We start from the raw sequence: 16627 nt of genomic DNA, 5'->3' as shown, positions 1-16627 counted from the left end.
TTCCTTAAGACTCGCCACACAGAGTCATAAGGAGCCGGGATCAGAGGCCCTCCACCCGTCCACGCAGTGCGGCGTAGAGCTGACGGTCCGCCACCGTGCTGTAGAGGGTGCGATCAGAACCGGTCACCACCACCCAGGGGCAGCCCTTGTCATCTCCGGTCAGCTTCACCTCGGCGACCTTGCGCCGGGTGGCCACCTCGTAGACCGCCAGACGGTACCGCCCCTCCTTGAGGCTCAGCGTCTCCGGCTCCGGGTCGTCGATGTCGCACTTACGTAACTCGTCGCCGCCGCCGGTGAAGTCGAGACAGGCGACCAGCTGCACGTTCGCCGGCTGCGGCGCCCAGGCCGCACGGTCGGCCGCACCACCGGAGTACGCCGCCAGGTTCAGCGTGCGTGCCGTCCGATGGTCGAGGTCGAGGCGGTCCCGCGAGCTGATCACGATCGGGTGCGGCGCCGATCCGTGGTATTTCGGCGACTCCGGGTAGTACCACCGGTCACAGACCCGTTCCAGATCGTCGGCGGAACGCACCGGACGGTCACTGGCCTGCGGGCCGCTGGAAGTCGGTTCGGGACGGGGCGGCGGCGGGGGTGGCATCGCGGGTCGCACCGGGGCTGCCTCGGACAACTCGTTGAGCCGCACGAACAGGACCCCCGCCGTGCCGATCGAGGAGAGCAGAAGAACCGCGAGCACCATCGACAAGATCACCGTGCGGCGCTTCCACCACCGTTTTCCCCGCGCTTCCTCGGGGGTACGCGTGACGCGCTCGCCAGGTTCGTCAGAGGCGATCCGCGGCTCTGTCCCACGATGCCCTGCTGCCGGATCCATCGTCCGCCCCATCGTCCGGTACCGCGCCGAGACGATGAACTATATCGATAAGTTTGCCGGAACGCAGCCGGTCAGAACGCGTACGCGCCGAAACGTCCCCACGCCACGACCGCCGCCAGGATCAGCAGCACCACGTTCGGCGCGACCATCGGGAACTCCTTGCGGCGCACGTGCACCACGATCGCGCCGATCATGGTGATGACCAGGCCGGAGGCGGCGAGCGGCACCAGCACCGGCGCGATGTCGAGCAGGGCCGGCAGGATCAGCCCGATCGCGGCCAGCACCTCCACCACGCCGATCAGCTTGATCGAAGCGGCCGGCCAGTCGGCGGCCCAGCCCATCCCGGAGGCGACGAGCTTCTCCCTCGGTTGGGTCGCCTTCATCGCGCCGGCGGCCAGGAACGCGGCCGCGAGCAGGCCGGCGATCACCCAGAGAACGATGTTCATTATTGTCACGTCTTTCGGATTGACTTAAACAGTTGAGTGGACCGTAGGCTAGATTGACTCAAGCATGCAAGTCACTTCGGTTAAATGTCTGCGCTACCATGGGCGGCATGGAGACGCCCGAGCCGCAGTGGCTGACCCCCGGGGAGCGGGCCAGCTGGCTCGCGCTGACCAGCCTTTTCATGCGACTTCCGGTGGCGCTGGACGCCCAGTTGCAGCGCGACGCCGAGCTCAGCCACTTCGAGTACGGGATTCTCGCCGGGCTCTCCGAGGCGCCCGAACGGACCCTGCGGATGAGCGTCCTGGCGATGCTCGCCGAGGGCTCCCTGGCCCGGCTGTCACAGGCCGTCGCCCGGATGGAGAAACGCGGCTGGGTCCGGCGGCGACCCGACCCGACCGACGGTCGCTACACCCTCGCCACCCTCACCGACGAGGGCTGGGACAAGATCGCGGCGACGGCGCCCGGTCACGTGGACGAGGTACGCCGTCTCGTCTTCGACCCGCTGACCAAGGCCCAGGTGCGGCAGTTGCACGAGATCGCCCGGCGCATCATGCGCGCCGTCGACCCGGACGACACCTGCGGCGCGACGCGTGTCCCCTCGGCCGGGTCCCCGGCGGATTCTTCGGCCCGCCCCGCAGCCGGCTCCGCAGCCGAGGCCTCGATCGACGCCACGGCCGGCTCTCCAGTCGGCACTCCGGGCGGCACTCCGGGCGGCACTCCAGTCGGCTCTCCGGGCGGCACTCCGGGCGGCACTCCAGTCGGCACTCCGGGCGGCTCCACCGCGGAGAGCCGGTAAGCCGCGGCCCTGTCTCCGGTGCGCCGGCGGCCCCGTCCCGGCCGTCGGTGAGATCTCGCTTATTGCCCTGATCAGCGGAATGGATCACGATGGCCTGGTGGCGACCGACAAGGGTTCACAGCCACTGGCGCACTGCGTCGTGGCCAATGTTGCCGAGGAGACCGCACAGGGTGTCGGCGGGCTGGAAGTCCGAGCCGGCACCCGGCACTTCGCCCCCGGGGCGAAGGTTTGGGTGTTACCACCCCGCTGGGGTGACGGCGGCGAGAAACTCTTCGTCGTCGGCCGGCACCGCAGCACGGCCGGGCGGTCCATCCGCATCGTGCTGCCACGCCGGCATCTGACCTCTTTCCGTGTACGCACGATCTACAGTCCCGCCGTCCTCCGGGCCATCCTGCGCCCCGGGCGAGGACCCGCCCCGACCCCGCGACTCTGGACCGACGTCACGGAGGCGGAGGAGGCGGTGGCCCTGTGGAGTGTGCCGACGATGCCCGCCTACTTCGACGACGCCCCGGGCACCGCCGAGGTCACCGACCCGCCGCCGCCCGTGCTGAAACGCCGCAACCGCACGTACCACCTGGCACATTTCAACGCGTACCGGGCGCGATACTCGGCGCAGCCCCCGCCGGTGGAACACGGGGGCCATGATTCGCTTGACCGATGACATCGTGGCCCGCCAGTCCCGCCGCCGGCCCCACCCCACCTGCCACCGCTGATCCCGCCGCCGGCCCCACCCCGCCCGTCACCGCCGATCCCGCCGCCGGCCCCACCCCGCCCGTCACCGCTGATCCCGCCGCCGATCCCGCTGACGCCGAGCCCGCTGCCGCCGGTCTCGATCTGCCCGCTGCCGGTCACGCCGCCGACAGATCCGGGCTGCCCACGGACGGGTCCGCTCCGTCTGATGCCGCCTGGCTCACCCGGCCCGCGGCCGCCGTCGACGAGGCTGCCCGTCTGCTGCTCGGCTGGCGGATCACCGCGAACGGTGTGACCGTGCGGATCACCGAGGTGGAGGCGTACAGCGGACTGGGCGAGGACCCGGCGAGCCACGCGCACCGCGGCGTCACCCCGCGCAACCGGGTGATGTTCGGGCCGGCCGGGCACCTCTACGTCTATCAGATCTACGGCATGCATCTCTGCGCCAACGTGGTGTGCGGCGAGGACGGCCGGGCGGCGGCCGTCCTGCTACGCGCGGGCGAAGTGGTGGACGGGCGGGAGACGGCCCGGTCCCGGCGGCCGGCCGCCCGCAACGACGCCGACCTGGCAGCCGGTCCGGCGAAGCTGATGCAGGTGCTGGCACTGACCCGCGACGCCAACGGTTCGTACCTGCTCGACGGCTCCGGCCCGGCCATTCTCACCCCGCCGGTTCGGCAAGCCGGACAGAACAGCATCGGACCGAACGCCGGGAACGGGCCGATCAGCGCCGAACCGAACGGAGCCGGGCCGAACGGAGCCGGGCCGAGCAGAGCCGGGCCGAGCAGAGCGCGAGCGAACGGAACCGAACCGGACAGGGCCGGGACGGACGAAGCCGAGGTTGACGAGACCGGGGCACTCGAGATCGGGGTGGTCGTGGCTGGGCCGCGGGTCGGGGTCACCTCTGCTCACGACGTACCGTGGCGGTTCTGGTTCCGTGACGACCCGACGGTCAGCACCTATCGTCGGCACGTCCCCCGGAAAAGGCAGGCTCCCCGGAAAGCGTGAAGACGCCCAGACGACGGGTGGGGCGGGTCAAGGCCACGTAGAGGTCGTTGGCGCCGCGCGGGGACTCGGCGCGGATGATGTCGGGGTCGACCACCAGGACGGTGTCGAACTCGAGGCCCTTGGACCGGGTGACCGTGAGCAACGCCCCCTCGGCGTCGATCTCGCCCGCGGTCAGGGCGGGCAGGAGAGCCGCCAGCTCAGCCTGGCGGGCTTCCGGGGCGATCACCGCCAGGCGGCCGCCGTCCAGGGCGGCCATCTCCTCGGACACCCGGACGGCGAGGCGGTCGAGGTCGCCGGTCTCCTCCCAGGGTTCGACACCGGACTCACGGACCGGGCGGGGCGGGGTGATCCCAGGCAGCATCCGGTGCGTGTAACCGAGGATCTCGGCCGGAGTGCGGTAGCTGACGGTGAGTTCGGCCAGCCGCCAGCGGTCCGCGACGTAGCGGTGGAACACCTCCGACCACTGCTCCGGCGTGCCGAGCGCACCGGCCTGAGCCAGGTCACCGACCACCGTCATCGACCGGCTCGGACAGCGGCGCATCAGGAGACGCCACGCCATCGGTGAGAGTTCCTGCGCCTCGTCGACGATCACGTGGCCGAACACCCAGTTCCGGTCGGCGGCGGCCCGTTCCGCAGCGGACCGCCACTCCCGGTGTTCGAGCCGCTCGGCGAGCATGTCGGCCTCCATCACGTCCGCCACGTTCGGGATGGCGGCCTCGTCGTCGTCCTCCAGCTCGTACGACTTGGAACCGGCTGTCACGTCCAGCACCCCCTGCGCGTAGGCGAGCCGGGCCCGCAGGTCACGAGCCTCCCGGGCACGCTGCGCACGGTCGTCCTCGCCGAGGATCTCGGCCGCCTCGTCGAGCAGCGGAACGTCGGCGGGAGTCCAGCCACCACCGGGCGCACGCTGAAGCAGAACCCGCTCGGCAGCCGTGAATCCGGCGCCACCACCAGCCGCGGCGTCACCCGAGCCGGAACCGGAGTCTTCGGGGGCGGCGGCCTCCGTCAGGTCTGCGACGTCGGTGAGATCGGCGAAGAAGTCGTCGAGGAACCGTTCCGGGGTCAGCACCGGCCACAGTTCGTCGAGGACCCGCCGGACGGCCGGGTTGCCGGCCAGGTCGGCGCGGATGTCGGCACGATCGGCGGCGTCCAGCAGGTTCGGGCCGGGCAGGGCGTCGTCGTCGCCGAGCGGGTCGTCCCAGAACGGGTCGTCGCCGATCAGTGTGGCCACCTGCTCGGACAGGGCGTCCAGGACAGCCGCGTCGAAGACCGGGCGGGCCAGGTTGTGCAGCAGACCGGAGTCACGGGCACGAGCGCGGGCGGCCTCCACGGCGTACGGGGTGAGGCTCAGCGTGTGCCGGTCGGCGACGATCTCGACGGGGTGCTCGGGGACGCGTTGTCGTGCGCGTACCCCCGCCTGGAGGATCTCCACCATCGTCGCGCGACCTTTGATCTCGGCCGCCTCGGGCGGCTCCGGCCGACGGGCGGTGACACCGGGGAAGAGATCACCCTGGGTGGCGAGGAGGACGCCGGTCTCGGCGAGTGAGGGCAGGACCTGGGAGATGTAGCGGAGGAACGTGGCGTTCGGGCCCAGGACGAGTACGCCGCGGGCGCTCAGTTGCTCCCGGTAGGTGTAGAGCAGGTACGCGGCCCGGTGCAGCGCCACGGCGGTCTTGCCGGTGCCCGGGCCGCCCTGGACGACGAGGATCCCGCTCAGGCCGGCCCGGATCACCCGGTCCTGTTCGGCCTGGATGGTCTCGACGATGTCCCGCATGCGGCCGGTCCGGTTGGCGGTGAGCGCGTGCAGCAGGGCGGCCTCGCCGGTCAGCGCGGTGTCGGTGGCGCGGGCGTCGAGGATCTCGTCGTCGAGGGCGGTGACCTGGCGGAACCTGGTGCGGATGTGACGGCGGCGGGTGACGCCGTGCGGGGTGATCGCGGTGGCGACGTAGAAGGGGCGCGCGGCCGGTGCCCGCCAGTCGATCAGGAGCGGTTCACCGGTGTCGTGCATGCCGATCCGCCCGATGTGCAGCGTCTCCCCCACGCGGCCGTCGTCATCCTGGAGATCCACGCGGCCGTCGTCATCCTGGAGGCCCAGGCGATCGCCGTCATCCTGGAGATCCAGGCGGCCGAAGCAGAGGCCGTGTTCGACGGCGTCGAGGTGGGCCAGGCGTTCGGCGTAGTGGCCGGTCGTCGCGTCACGCTGGGAGAGTGCCTGCAGGGTCCCGCCGGATTCCAGGCGGGCGGTGGTGAGGGAACCGCGGGCCTGGACACGGAGTTCGTCCAGGTGGCGATAGAGGAGATCCAGATGGGCCTGTTCCTCACGGAGGTCAGCGGACGGATCGCTTGACAGATTTGACATAGCGCCCCCTTGGCCGTATTCTGACGGTGGGTTTTTCGGCTCACTAAACGTTCTTACGGTGAGCAATTGCCCACCGTAGCAGCATTTGACCGGGCGTGACCAGATGCCGCCCGCCCCACATCCTGCTCAACCCACCCCGCTCGGCCCAGCGCCGCTCGGCCCAGCGCCGCTCGGCCCAGCGCCGCTCGGCCCAGCGCCGCTCGGCCCAGCGCCGCTCAGCCCACTCCAGCTGGGCCCACCCCAGCGGGGCCCAGCGCCGCCGGACACCCCCTCAGCGAGTAGCCGACGACCCGGTCGCGCGGACCTCTACGCGAATGTCGTCGCTGTCCTTGAGGATGATGGTCCGGCCGTCGGTGGGGGTCCAGTGCTCGGAGAGCAGGATCCAGTGTTTGCCGTTGGCCACCAGGGCACGCAGGCCGGTGTAGCGGAAGCGGTACTCCGCGCGGGGCGACAACGCCTCGACCCGCACGTCGGCGCCGGCCAGCTGCAGATCACCCTTGCTGTACAGGGTGACGCTCGGACGGTTCCGCAAGGCTTCGGCGGTGGACCGGGCCAGGTCGGCCCCGGCGTGCTGGGCCTGCAGGGAACCCATCCAGAAGTAGCCGATCAGGATCACGCAGCCTACGGCGATCCGGCGGGGCAGGAACGGGAGACGGCCGGGGCGGTCGGTCACCCAGCAGGTCATGCCCAGCTCGGCGAGCACCGCTCCGGCGATCAGGGTCACTGCCGCCGGTGTCGGACGCAGGATCGCGCCGCCCACGGCGACGGTGAAACCGACGGCCACCGCCAGCACACCCAGACCGCCGAAGAGAGCGGTGAGTGGAATCCGGGCGCGAGGATGCCGCCTGGTCCAGGATTCGCCAGCACGCAGGGCCAGGTAGCCGGCCACGCAGGTCAGGACCAGGCCGACCGCCATGCCGAGGGCGAAGCTGTAGCCGCGGAGCTGATATTCGAGGCTGCCGTAGCCGACCAGTTGCGTGTCGATGCCGAAGTAGCCGAAGTACGCGCTGGTCCGGATCCAGGCGAAGAACAGCAGGAAGCCGCTCAGCAGGGCCAGCGGGGTCGCCAGCATCCCGAAGCTCTCCAGCAGACCCGGCGCCGGGGAGGGGGCCGGAGCCGGGAGAGCCGGAGTCGCGGCGGGCGATGCCGCGACAGGCGATGCCGCGGCGGACGGTGCCGCGGCGGACGATGCCGCGGCGGACGATGCCGCGGCGGACGATGCCGTAGCAGACGGTGCCGTGGACGACGGCTGAGTGCTCCGTCCCGCCGCACGGGCCGCCCCGGGCCCCGGATCGCGGGGCCCGGCGTTGCGCCGGCGCAGGCCACGGTCGACGGAGGAGCCGGAGGGCGCGGCTTCCCGGGCGGGAGGGGCAGGACGGGCGGGACGGGCGGCGCGACGGGTGGCGGGCACCCTAGCCGCCACCGCCGCCTCCCGCCGTGACCTGCGCGGACACCGTCGGGGTGGGGGCACCGGACGGGGGCAGGACCGTCGCCGTGGGCGGTCCCGGCGGTGGCAGGACCGTCGCTTCGGTGCTGGCGCTCGGGTTCGGGTTCGCCGGGGTCGGCACCGGCGGGTCGGTCAGCAGCGACGTCGGTGTCGGAACCGGCGGCTGCACGCCGGCGGTCGTCGGCGACGGGATCACGGTCGCCGTTACGCGGGGCGGTGCGGCGGTGGTCCGGGCCGGGGCCGGGGTGACGACGCCGCGCGCCGCGGTCACCCCGCCGTCCAGGACGGCCCGTTCCACCGCGGCCCGGCCCAGTCCCCGGCGCGCCGGTCCCTGCCCGGTGGAGCGGGCCGTGCCGCCCGCACCGGCGGTCACCGCGGCGGGTTCGCTGGTCGCGGGCAGCGCCAGGGGTGGGGTCGGGTCGAGTTCGATGCCGTCCGGCGGGCCGGCCGGGGTCACCACACCGGGAATGCCGTTGTTGCACGCGGCAACCAGAACTCCCGTCACCAGCAGGGGCAGCACCAGGCCCCGAAGCGGCAATACAGGCTTCATGGAACTATTATGCAGTTAACGACCAAAAGGGACAAGTTTCACTCGCGTCAGGTACGGCTCGTGCCCGCGGCCGGTCCGGCCATCCGCTGGGCGAGCCAGACCGGCAGCACCGAGAGCACGATCAGGACCGCGGCCACCACGTTCACCACCGGCGCCTGGTTCGGCCGGAACAGGTTGTTGAAGATCCAGATCGGCAGGGTGGTGACGCCCGGACCCGCCGTGAACGTGGTCACGATGATCTCGTCGAAGGAGAGCGCGAACGCCAGCAGCCCACCGGCCAGCAAGGCCGACCGCAGCAGCGGGAAGGTCACGTACACGAAAGTCCGGAAGGACCCGGCACCCAGATCGGCCGAGGCCTCCTCCAGGCTCGTCCCGGTACGCCGCAGCCGGGCCAGCACGTTGTTGTAGACGGTGACCACGCAGAACGTCGCGTGCCCCACCACCACCGAGAACAGCCCCTTGCCGATCCCCAGCTCGCCCATCACCGAACGCCACGCGCTGTCCAGTGCGATACCGGTGACGATGCCGGGCAACGCGATCGGCAGCACGATCAGCAGCGACAGGGTGTCCCGGCCGAAGAACGCGAAACGCTGCACCGCGAACGCCACCATCGTGCCGAGCACCAGGGCGATCGCGGTCGCGCCGAGAGCCGCCTGCACCGAGGTGACCAGCGCCTGACGGGCGCCCTCGTTGGCCCAGGCGGCCGACCACCAGCGGGTGGTCCAGTCGTGCGGCGGCCAGGCGAACGTCCGGTCGCCGTTGAACGAGTTGACCAGCACCAGCAGCAGCGGCACGTAGACGAAGGCCAGGCCGAGTGCCATGACGGCGCGCAACGCCCAGCGTGCCGGTACGGACAGCGTCACAACTCCTCCAGGGCACCGGACCGGCGGACCGCGACCAGGTAGATCACCATGATCAGGACGGGTATGCAGGCGATCGCGGCGGCGAACGGCAGATTGTTGGCGGCGCCGATGTTCGCGTACACGAGATTGCCGATCAGTTGGGTCTTGCCCCCGACGATCTGGACGGTGATGTAGTCGCCGAGCGACAGCGAGAAGGTGAAGATCGAGCCGGCGAAGATCGACGGCACGATGATCGGGAGCACCACGGCGCGGAACGTGCGGCCGGCGCGGGCACCCAGGTCGGCCGAGGCCTCCAGCAGGGAGTCCGGGAGGCGTTCCAGCCCGGCGTGGATCGGCAGGATCATGTACGGCAGCCACATGTACGCCAGCACCAGCACGGTGGCCGGCAGCCCGTACCCCGCGGTGACACCGAACAGCGACTCCAGTGGACCGCCGGGGGCCAGCAGGACACGCCAGGCGTACGCCTTGACCAGGTACGACGCCCACAGTGGGGTGAGGATCGCGATCACCAGCCAGGGCCGGGACCTCCGCGAGGCGACCTTGGCCATGAAGTACGCCATCGGCACGGCCAGCACCACGCAGATCACCGTCACCGACGCCGCCACACCGACGCTGCGCAGCGTGACGTTGCGGTAGACCTCCTCGGTCAGGATGGTCCGGAAGTTCGCGAGCGAGAACTCCCGGACCACGCCGCCGGTGAAGCCGTTCACCGTCCAGAACGCCGACACCAGCAGCACCGCGAGCGAGCCGAGGTACGCGACGACCAGCCAGAGCAGGGGTGCCGACAGCAGGGCCGCCAGGCGTAGGTAGCGGCGCACGTCAGCCCTTGATCGTCGTCCAGGCCTGCGTCCAGGCCGAGTAGTCCTTGCAGGTCACGTCGGTACGCCCGTCCACGCACCGGGCGAGGGGCGTGGTCCAGTACCAGACCTTGCCGAAGTAGGCCTCGTCGTCGGCGTGGAACGTCGCGCAGTGATCCTTGGCGACGGTCACCGCGCAGGCCAGCTTGTTCGCGGGCGCCTCGCCGAACCATTCGGCGACGCCGGCGTTGGCCTCCGGCGAGATGATGTGGTTCATCCACAGGTACGCGCAGTTCGGGTGGGCCGCCTTCGCCCCGATCATCCAGGTGTCGGACCAGCCGGTCGCGCCCTCGGTGGGCAGGATCGCCTCGACCGGCGCGCCGTCGGCCTTGGACAGGTTGGCGATGACCTGCCAGGTGGTGCCGAGCACGGAGTTGCCGGCCTTGAACGCCTGCACCTCCTTGGTGTAGTCCGACCAGTACTCGCCGATCAGCTCGTTCTGCTGTTTCAGCAGGTCGACGGCGGCCTGGAACTGGGTGTCGTCCAGGGCGTACGGGTTGGTGATGCCCAGGTCCGGCTTGGTCGCCATCAGGTACACCGCCGCGTCCGCGATGTAGATCGGCGAGTCGTACGCGGTGATCTTCCCCTTGTGCGGCGAGGCCGGGTCGAACACCGCACTCCACGAGGTGGGCGCCGGGGTGACCGTGTCGGTGCGGTACATCAGCAGGTTGGCGCCCCGGCCGTGCGGCACGCCGTAGGGCTGTCCGTCCACCGCGTTCCACTGCTTGTTCTTCAGGCCGTCGAAGACGTCTCGGTAGTTGGCGATCAGGTCGGTGTTGACCGGGGCCACGTCGCCGCCGTAGATCAGGCGCAGCGACGCGTCACCGGAGGCCGACACCAGGTCGTACTCGCCGGTCTTCATCAGCGTGACCATCTCGTCCGAGGTGCCGGCCACCTTGTTGTTGACCTGGCAGCCGGTCTCCTTCTCGAAACCGGTCACCCAGTCGACGGCCTTGTCCGTGGTGCCGTCCTCGACGTACCCGGCCCACGAGACGATGTTGACCACGCCCTCGCCCGCCCCGACGGACGCCAGCTTGTCGATCTTCGGCAGTTCCAGGCCGCCCGGCCCGCTGCCCCCGCTCGTGTCGTCGCCACCGCCACCGCAGGCGGCGAGCGTGAGCACGCCGGCCGCCAGCGCCGCGGTCATCCACCTAGTGCGCATCCGAGCCGTCCTTTCCACTGAAGGGGATCTCGATCACGTGCTCGTCGTGCCAGTCGAGGCGGACCCGTTGCCCTCGTTCGCGTCCGGGGCGCCGGTTCTGTTCGACCACCACCATCCGGGCGCCGGCGTCGAGGTCCACGAGGTAGCGGGTCACCGGTCCGGCGTAGATCACTTCCGCAACGACGCCCGGGACGCCCTCGGCGGATATGTCGACTTTTTCGGGACGGATGGCGAATGTTCCGTCACGCCCGACGAGCGCTCTGGCCAGCTCACCGGCGAACACATTGGACGTTCCGACGAAATCCGCCACGAACCGGGACGCCGGGCGCTCGTACACCTCCTCCGGCGTACCGACCTGCACGACCCGGCCGGCGTCGAAGACCGCCACCCGGTCACTCATGGTCAGCGCCTCGTCCTGGTCGTGGGTCACGAAGACGAACGTGATGCCCACCTCCCGCTGGATCGCCTTCAACTCGACCTGCATCTGCTCCCGCAACTTCAGATCGAGCGCACCCAGCGGTTCGTCAAGCAACAACACCTTCGGCCGGTTCACCAGCGCCCGGGCCAGAGCCACCCGCTGCCGCTGGCCACCGGACATCGCCGCCGGCTTCCGAGATTCAAAACCGTGCAGTTGTACGGAGTGCAGCGCCCGTACCGCCCGATCCCGGCGTTCGCGCCTGGGCACCCTGCGGACCTTCAGCCCGTACTCGACGTTCTCCACCACACTCAGATGCGGGAAGAGCGCGTAATCCTGGAAGACCGTGTTGACGTCCCGCTCGAACGGGGCCAGCCGGGACACGTCCCGGCCGGCCAGCGCGACCGTGCCGGCGGTGGGCAGTTCGAACCCGGCGATCATCCGCAGCACCGTGGTCTTGCCGGAACCCGACGGCCCCAGCATCGAGAAGAACTCGCCGTCGGCGATCTCCAGGTCGACACCGGCCACCGCGTCCACGGCGCCGAAGGACTTGCGCAGGCCGGTCAGCCTGATCGCCGGAACACTCATGGGGTCACCATCACGATTCGCCGCTCGGTCAACGCGTCCACCAGGCCGTCGTTCGAGGCGTACCCCGAAGGATTGCGGTTGATCTGGATCTCGTCGAAATCCAGGGCGTGCGCGGATCGCAGCGCCGCCGCCAGATCCGGGGTGAAGACACCGGCCCGCGGACGGACGGCAGCGCCGTTCACCTGCGCGATCGTCTCGTCGAGGTCGGTGAACCGGGTCACCGCGACCACCGGCCCGGACAACTGTGGACGGCCCGGCGCACCGGCCACCACCGCCGGCGTGAGAACTGATCCCTCCCGGACGCCGCCGGTCACCTCCGCACCCGCGTCACGGGCCGCGGCGAGGTGCCGCTCGGCCTCCGCGGTCGCTTCCGGCGAGATCATCGGGCCGATGTGGGTACGCGCGTCGAGCGGATCACCGGCCCGCAGCGACGCCACAGCCTCCCTCAACAGGTGCAGCACCCCGTCGTGGACCTCACGGTGGGCCAGCACCCAGCGACCGTGCAACCCGGCCCGCAGCAACTCCGCCACCACCCGGCCGGGATCGGCACCCGGACCGGCCAGCAACGGGACCGTCGCGTCCGGCTCGCACAGCACCCGCTTGCCGACCGCCGCCGCCCGGACCCGCTGACCCGCGGCGACACTCCCGGCGAACGCAACGACCGCCGGAACCGGATGCGAGACGAGCGGAACACCGGCGACCGGACCGGTGCCGGTGAGCACCGCGACGGCATCCGCCGGCAGCCCGGCCTCGACCAGCAGATCCACCAGGCGTACCGCCGAGACCGGCGTGGACGTCGCCGGTTTCAGCACCACCGGACAACCCGCGGCGATCGCCGGACCCAGCCGGCGGGCCACCGCACCGAGCGGGGAATCGTGCGAGGTGAGCACCGCGACCACCCCCACCGGGCGGCGCACGATCATGCCCAGCTGATCCGGCTCAGTGATCGGAACCGGTCGCCCGGCAGGTTTGCGAGCATCCGCGGCAGACTGCCGCAACGTCGCGACGGCCCGGGCCGCCTCGGCCCGGGACACCACGATCGGTGTGCCGGCCTCCCGGGTGACCGTGACGGCGAACTCCTCGGTCCGGTCGGCCAGCAGATCGGCGGCCCGTTCCAGAACCTCGGCGCGCTGACAATCCGTGCCGCCCGCCCGCGCCACGGCCTCCGCGACGTGCTCCGCGGAGAGGGCGGGCACCCGGGCGACCGGGGCGCCGTCGAACGGACTGCGCACCTCGATCCACTCGTCGGCGCCCACCGGGCGGCCGCCGATGCGCGCCGGGACTTGCAACACTTGTCGACCTCCCGCAACAGGCTTCCGGCCACCGTAGGGGTGGCGAGGGTCACTCGTAAATGGACAGTGGTCCAGTCCTTACGCGAAGTCGTTGTGCGGCCGTACAGTCCGGCCATGACGCTGCGTCTGTCCGACGTGCTCGCCGACCCGGACCTCGGGCTGCGGCTCGCCGACGGCGACCAGACCGCCCTGACCAGGCCGGTCCGCTGGGTCGCGGTGACCGAACTGGCCGACCCGCGCCCCTTCCTGGCCGGTGGGGAACTGGTCCTGACCACCGGACTCCGGCAGCGGTCCGCCCGGTCACAGCGCGAATTCGTCGCCCGCCTCGCCGACGGACGCGCCGCCGGCATCGGATTCGGCATCGGGCTCAGCCACGACCGCATCCCCGCCGGCACCCTGGCGGAGGCACGCAACCGCGGGCTGCCGGTGCTGGAGATCCCGTACTCGACGCCGTTCATCGCGGTCGACCGGTTCGTCGCCGACCGGATCCTGGAAGCACAATACGGACGGTTCGCGGACCTGCTCGACGAACACGACACCCTGGCCCGGTCGCTGCTCTCCGGGCGCGGACTGGGCGCGCTGATCGACTCGCTGCACCAGATCCTGGGAGCGCCGGCGATGGTGGTGGACCTCTACGGGGCGGTGCTGGCGACCGCCCCGGCCAGTGCGGCCTGGCCGGTCGAACAGATCCTGTTCGCGACCCGCTCCGGCACCTCCGGGCAGCCCACCATCCTGCCGATCACGGTGGAGGAGACCGTCGTCGCTCACCTGTGCTGCAGGCGGCCACGACGGTCGGCGGACGTTCTGCCGTACGCCGTCTCGCTCGTCGGTCTGGAACTGGCCCGGCGCCAGGCGGAACTCGCCGGGAAACGCCGGCTGGCCGGGCAGGTGATCGAGGATCTGGTCCGCGGCATCATCGGCGCCCCGGAAGCCGAACGACGGCTGCTGCCGTTCGGCATCCGCGGACCCGACGAACACGCGCTGCTGGTGGCGACAGCAGCCGGCGACAGCGGGCTGCTACGGAGTCCACCACTGGCCGGCGCCACCACCGCCGTGGTGGAGGACTGCCTGATCGCCGTGCTCGAACCCGGGCAGCACGCCCGGGAGGCGGCCCGGCTGATGCACGCCCACCTGAGCCGCAACGGCGACGAGGCCCGGGTGGGAATCGGCGGCTGGTACGCCGGGATGACAGGCCTACGGTGGAGCTACTACGAGGCGCACGAGGCGATGAACCGCGGACCCGGCATCAACGAACGCGAACAGATGAGCCTCTCCGGACTGCTGCTGGCCAGCGAGGACGTGCCGCTGCGCGACCTGGCCCGGGACGTGCTGCGCCCGTTGCGCGAGTTCGACGCGGCCCACGCGGGGGCGCTGGTCAGCACACTGCGCGCCTTCCTGGACGCCAACGGCTCGGTGGCGGCGGTCGCCGAACAACTGATCGTCCACCGCAACACGGTCCGCTACCGCCTGGAACAGATCGAGAGGCTGACCGGGCGCTCGCTGTCGGGCACAGCGGACCGGGTGCAGTTCTGGTTGGCGCTGGCAGCCGCGCGGCTGGAGAGTTGAAAAGCATGAATTCGACAGCTTCTCCTTCATCGTGACAGTGCAGGGCCGGAGGGCCGGAGGGCCGGAGGGCCGGAGGGCCGGAGGGCCGGAGGGCCGGAGTCGACATAGGACGAGGCTCCCGGTAAGCACGATGCCCCAAACCGGGAGCCTCGCTGTGCTGTCCCACCCCGCCGCTCCACTCGCGGCCTGAACCACCTCGCAACTGGGCGAGCCCGTCCGCCCAGCTCAGGCCGGGACTCACGCCGGACTCACCCAGGCCCACCGCAACCAGCGCCGGTCCCGATGGCGGCGCCTCGACCCCGGCCGGCAAGCCCCGCCCGCCCTGGCCCACCTGCGCAACGGCGACAACCTGACCCGCCTGGCCTGCGATTTCAAAAACGGCGTGACCTCCGCCCGGCGCTACGTCCGCAAGGTATCGACCCGCCCGGCGCTACCTCCGCCCGGCGCTACCTCCGCCCGGCGCTACCTCCGCCCGGCGCTACCTCCGCACGGCACCCACCCGCTCGCCGCCACCGACGACGTAACTGCGACGAACAGGATCCGGCTGCTCGCCTCCGTGATCCTCAACGGCACCCTCCTCCGATCGACCGGGCCACCGACCAGAAGCCCCACCACTCGGGAGAAACCGCCGCCACGGAATGAACGTACATGTCATAGCCGATGCGGCAGGCCGACCCAACGGGGTCCTGCACCACGCCGCACCCTGGCCGTCACCGATCTCAGCCGCTACGTCGTCGTCGAGAACCCGGCTCGCTCAGGATGAAAGAGGCTCGATGTCGAAAGGGCGACGTCAGGCGGGCCTCTCGGCAGGAGGCCGAGCGGGGCACCCGGGCCGGGACGTCGCCGTCAGGAACGTCCTGCGTCTTGGGGTTCATCCTGTGAGGCCCTCCCAGCGCAACCGGTTCTCCTCGCTCGGCACTCCTTCACCCACCCAGCGCAACCGGTTCTCCTCGCCCGGCACTCCTTCACCCACCCAGCACAACCAGCACCCCTCGCCCGGCACTCCTTCACCCACCCAGCACAACCAGCACCCCTCGCCCGCCTCCCGCTGGGTGCCTTTCATGGGATGGACCCCAAGGCCTGCGAGGTCCGTTGCGGTGACGTCCCGATCCGGGCGGATCGGTCACGCCGAGTGTGGGTCGGTGTGCCTGGCGTCACGCATCAAAGATTTCCACGATCATTTTGCACTTCTCGATTTTAGTGATCGACAAGTTGGCATGATCGAGTTTATTTGTGGGAACCTTTGGCGGGCGGGATGGGGCACAATTGTTCGCATGGGGCAGCTAGGCCTTTTCAACAGGGAGCAGCTGGCTGGAATGCGGGATCGGACCCGGTCTCGGCGCTATTCTCCGGCGGCTGAGGATTTTCGTCGTGAGCATGAGCGTCATCGGGCCTGGGGGTTGACTCAGCGGCACGGTGAGCGGCTTCGCCGGCTGCGGCTTGGCTTGCTGAACAGGGAGGATGGCCGTCTCGTTGTCAACCCTGGCCGCCGGGCGGATCAGGATGCTCGGGAGCGTGACACCTCCCTGGTTCCACGTTGTGGTGATTCCATTTCTCGGGACGACAGCGATTCACCATCCATTTTTTCGACTCTCCCTCCGCTCTCCCCTGGCTGCGATCCAGAGGACTCCCCGGCGGAGGGAATCCTTTTCCCATGCGCCGATTCGTCTGGCCTCGAACCTGAGGTTGATGTTTTTCCAGTTGTTTCGGCTTCAGCGGTTGCGACTCCAGTTGTTGCTACTTCAGCGGTTGCTACTTCAGTGATTG

14 protein-coding genes and 1 pseudogene are annotated in these 16627 nt (G+C 70.5%); 5 read left to right on the top strand and 10 right to left on the bottom strand.

The window, feature by feature from the left end:
- Positions 1-40: 40 nt before the first annotated feature.
- On the bottom strand, positions 41-694 hold the full coding sequence (locus QSK32_RS39395; RefSeq protein ID WP_052721233.1) for a hypothetical protein: 654 nt from the start codon (positions 692-694) through the stop codon (positions 41-43).
- A gap of 203 nt (positions 695-897) precedes the next feature.
- Positions 898-1272, bottom strand: a complete 375-nt coding sequence (locus tag QSK32_RS39390) for a DoxX family protein (RefSeq protein WP_045748096.1) — start codon at positions 1270-1272, stop codon at positions 898-900.
- A gap of 107 nt (positions 1273-1379) precedes the next feature.
- Between QSK32_RS39390 and QSK32_RS39385 the strand changes: the two genes are divergently transcribed.
- The 3 genes from QSK32_RS39385 to QSK32_RS39375 all read left to right on the top strand — a co-directional run bounded on the left by QSK32_RS39385 (position 1380) and on the right by QSK32_RS39375 (position 3761).
- Positions 1380-2066, top strand: coding sequence for a MarR family winged helix-turn-helix transcriptional regulator (locus tag QSK32_RS39385; RefSeq protein ID WP_353051013.1), 687 nt, complete (start codon positions 1380-1382; stop codon positions 2064-2066).
- A gap of 97 nt (positions 2067-2163) precedes the next feature.
- On the top strand, positions 2164-2727 hold the full coding sequence (locus QSK32_RS39380) for a hypothetical protein (protein ID WP_285474784.1): 564 nt from the start codon (positions 2164-2166) through the stop codon (positions 2725-2727).
- A gap of 209 nt (positions 2728-2936) precedes the next feature.
- Positions 2937-3761 (top strand): DNA-3-methyladenine glycosylase, encoded by an 825-nt coding sequence (locus tag QSK32_RS39375; RefSeq protein WP_285474798.1) that lies wholly within the window; start codon positions 2937-2939, stop codon positions 3759-3761.
- On the opposite strand, the gene QSK32_RS39370 is transcribed toward QSK32_RS39375, so the two are convergent.
- The 8 genes from QSK32_RS39370 to QSK32_RS39335 form a co-directional block, all read right to left on the bottom strand.
- Positions 3706-6120 carry a HelD family protein gene (locus QSK32_RS39370; protein ID WP_285474783.1) on the bottom strand — a complete coding sequence of 805 codons (2415 nt, stop codon included), beginning with the start codon at positions 6118-6120 and terminating at the stop codon, positions 3706-3708. The genes QSK32_RS39375 and QSK32_RS39370 overlap by 56 nt on opposite strands.
- 271 nt (positions 6121-6391) lie before the next feature.
- Positions 6392-7192 carry a hypothetical protein gene (locus QSK32_RS39365; protein ID WP_285474782.1) on the bottom strand — a complete coding sequence of 267 codons (801 nt, stop codon included), beginning with the start codon at positions 7190-7192 and terminating at the stop codon, positions 6392-6394.
- Between the two features lie 340 nt (positions 7193-7532).
- The gene (locus QSK32_RS39360) at positions 7533-8117 is read right to left on the bottom strand and encodes a hypothetical protein (protein ID WP_285474781.1); all 585 of its coding nucleotides are present in this window, start codon (positions 8115-8117) and stop codon (positions 7533-7535) included.
- 47 nt (positions 8118-8164) lie between these two features.
- A complete protein-coding gene (locus QSK32_RS39355; RefSeq protein ID WP_045743127.1) occupies positions 8165-8980 on the bottom strand; it encodes an ABC transporter permease in 816 nt (271 codons plus the stop codon).
- Positions 8977-9798, bottom strand: coding sequence for an ABC transporter permease (locus QSK32_RS39350; RefSeq protein WP_045743128.1), 822 nt, complete (start codon positions 9796-9798; stop codon positions 8977-8979). The genes QSK32_RS39355 and QSK32_RS39350 overlap by 4 nt, the downstream gene beginning before the upstream one ends.
- A gap of 1 nt (position 9799) precedes the next feature.
- Positions 9800-10999, bottom strand: coding sequence for an ABC transporter substrate-binding protein (locus tag QSK32_RS39345; RefSeq protein ID WP_045743129.1), 1200 nt, complete (start codon positions 10997-10999; stop codon positions 9800-9802).
- Positions 10989-12002: an ABC transporter ATP-binding protein gene (locus QSK32_RS39340; protein ID WP_285474780.1), complete on the bottom strand. Its 1014-nt coding sequence runs from the start codon at positions 12000-12002 to the stop codon at positions 10989-10991. The genes QSK32_RS39345 and QSK32_RS39340 overlap by 11 nt, the downstream gene beginning before the upstream one ends.
- The gene (locus tag QSK32_RS39335; RefSeq protein WP_285474779.1) at positions 11999-13294 is read right to left on the bottom strand and encodes an aldehyde dehydrogenase family protein; all 1296 of its coding nucleotides are present in this window, start codon (positions 13292-13294) and stop codon (positions 11999-12001) included. The genes QSK32_RS39340 and QSK32_RS39335 overlap by 4 nt, the downstream gene beginning before the upstream one ends.
- 114 nt (positions 13295-13408) lie before the next feature.
- Between QSK32_RS39335 and QSK32_RS39330 the strand changes: the two genes are divergently transcribed.
- Positions 13409-14860 (top strand): PucR family transcriptional regulator, encoded by a 1452-nt coding sequence (locus QSK32_RS39330; RefSeq protein WP_285474778.1) that lies wholly within the window; start codon positions 13409-13411, stop codon positions 14858-14860.
- Between the two features lie 202 nt (positions 14861-15062).
- A pseudogene (locus tag QSK32_RS39325) lies at positions 15063-15534 on the top strand (hypothetical protein); the annotation flags it as partial.
- Positions 15535-16627: the final 1093 nt, after the last annotated feature.

This window comes from Actinoplanes sp. NBRC 101535, assembly GCF_030269225.1.
Lineage (GTDB): Bacteria > Actinomycetota > Actinomycetes > Mycobacteriales > Micromonosporaceae > Actinoplanes > Actinoplanes rectilineatus.
Note: the sequence above shows the minus strand (reverse complement) of the source record. Positions and strands in the feature narration are given on the sequence as shown.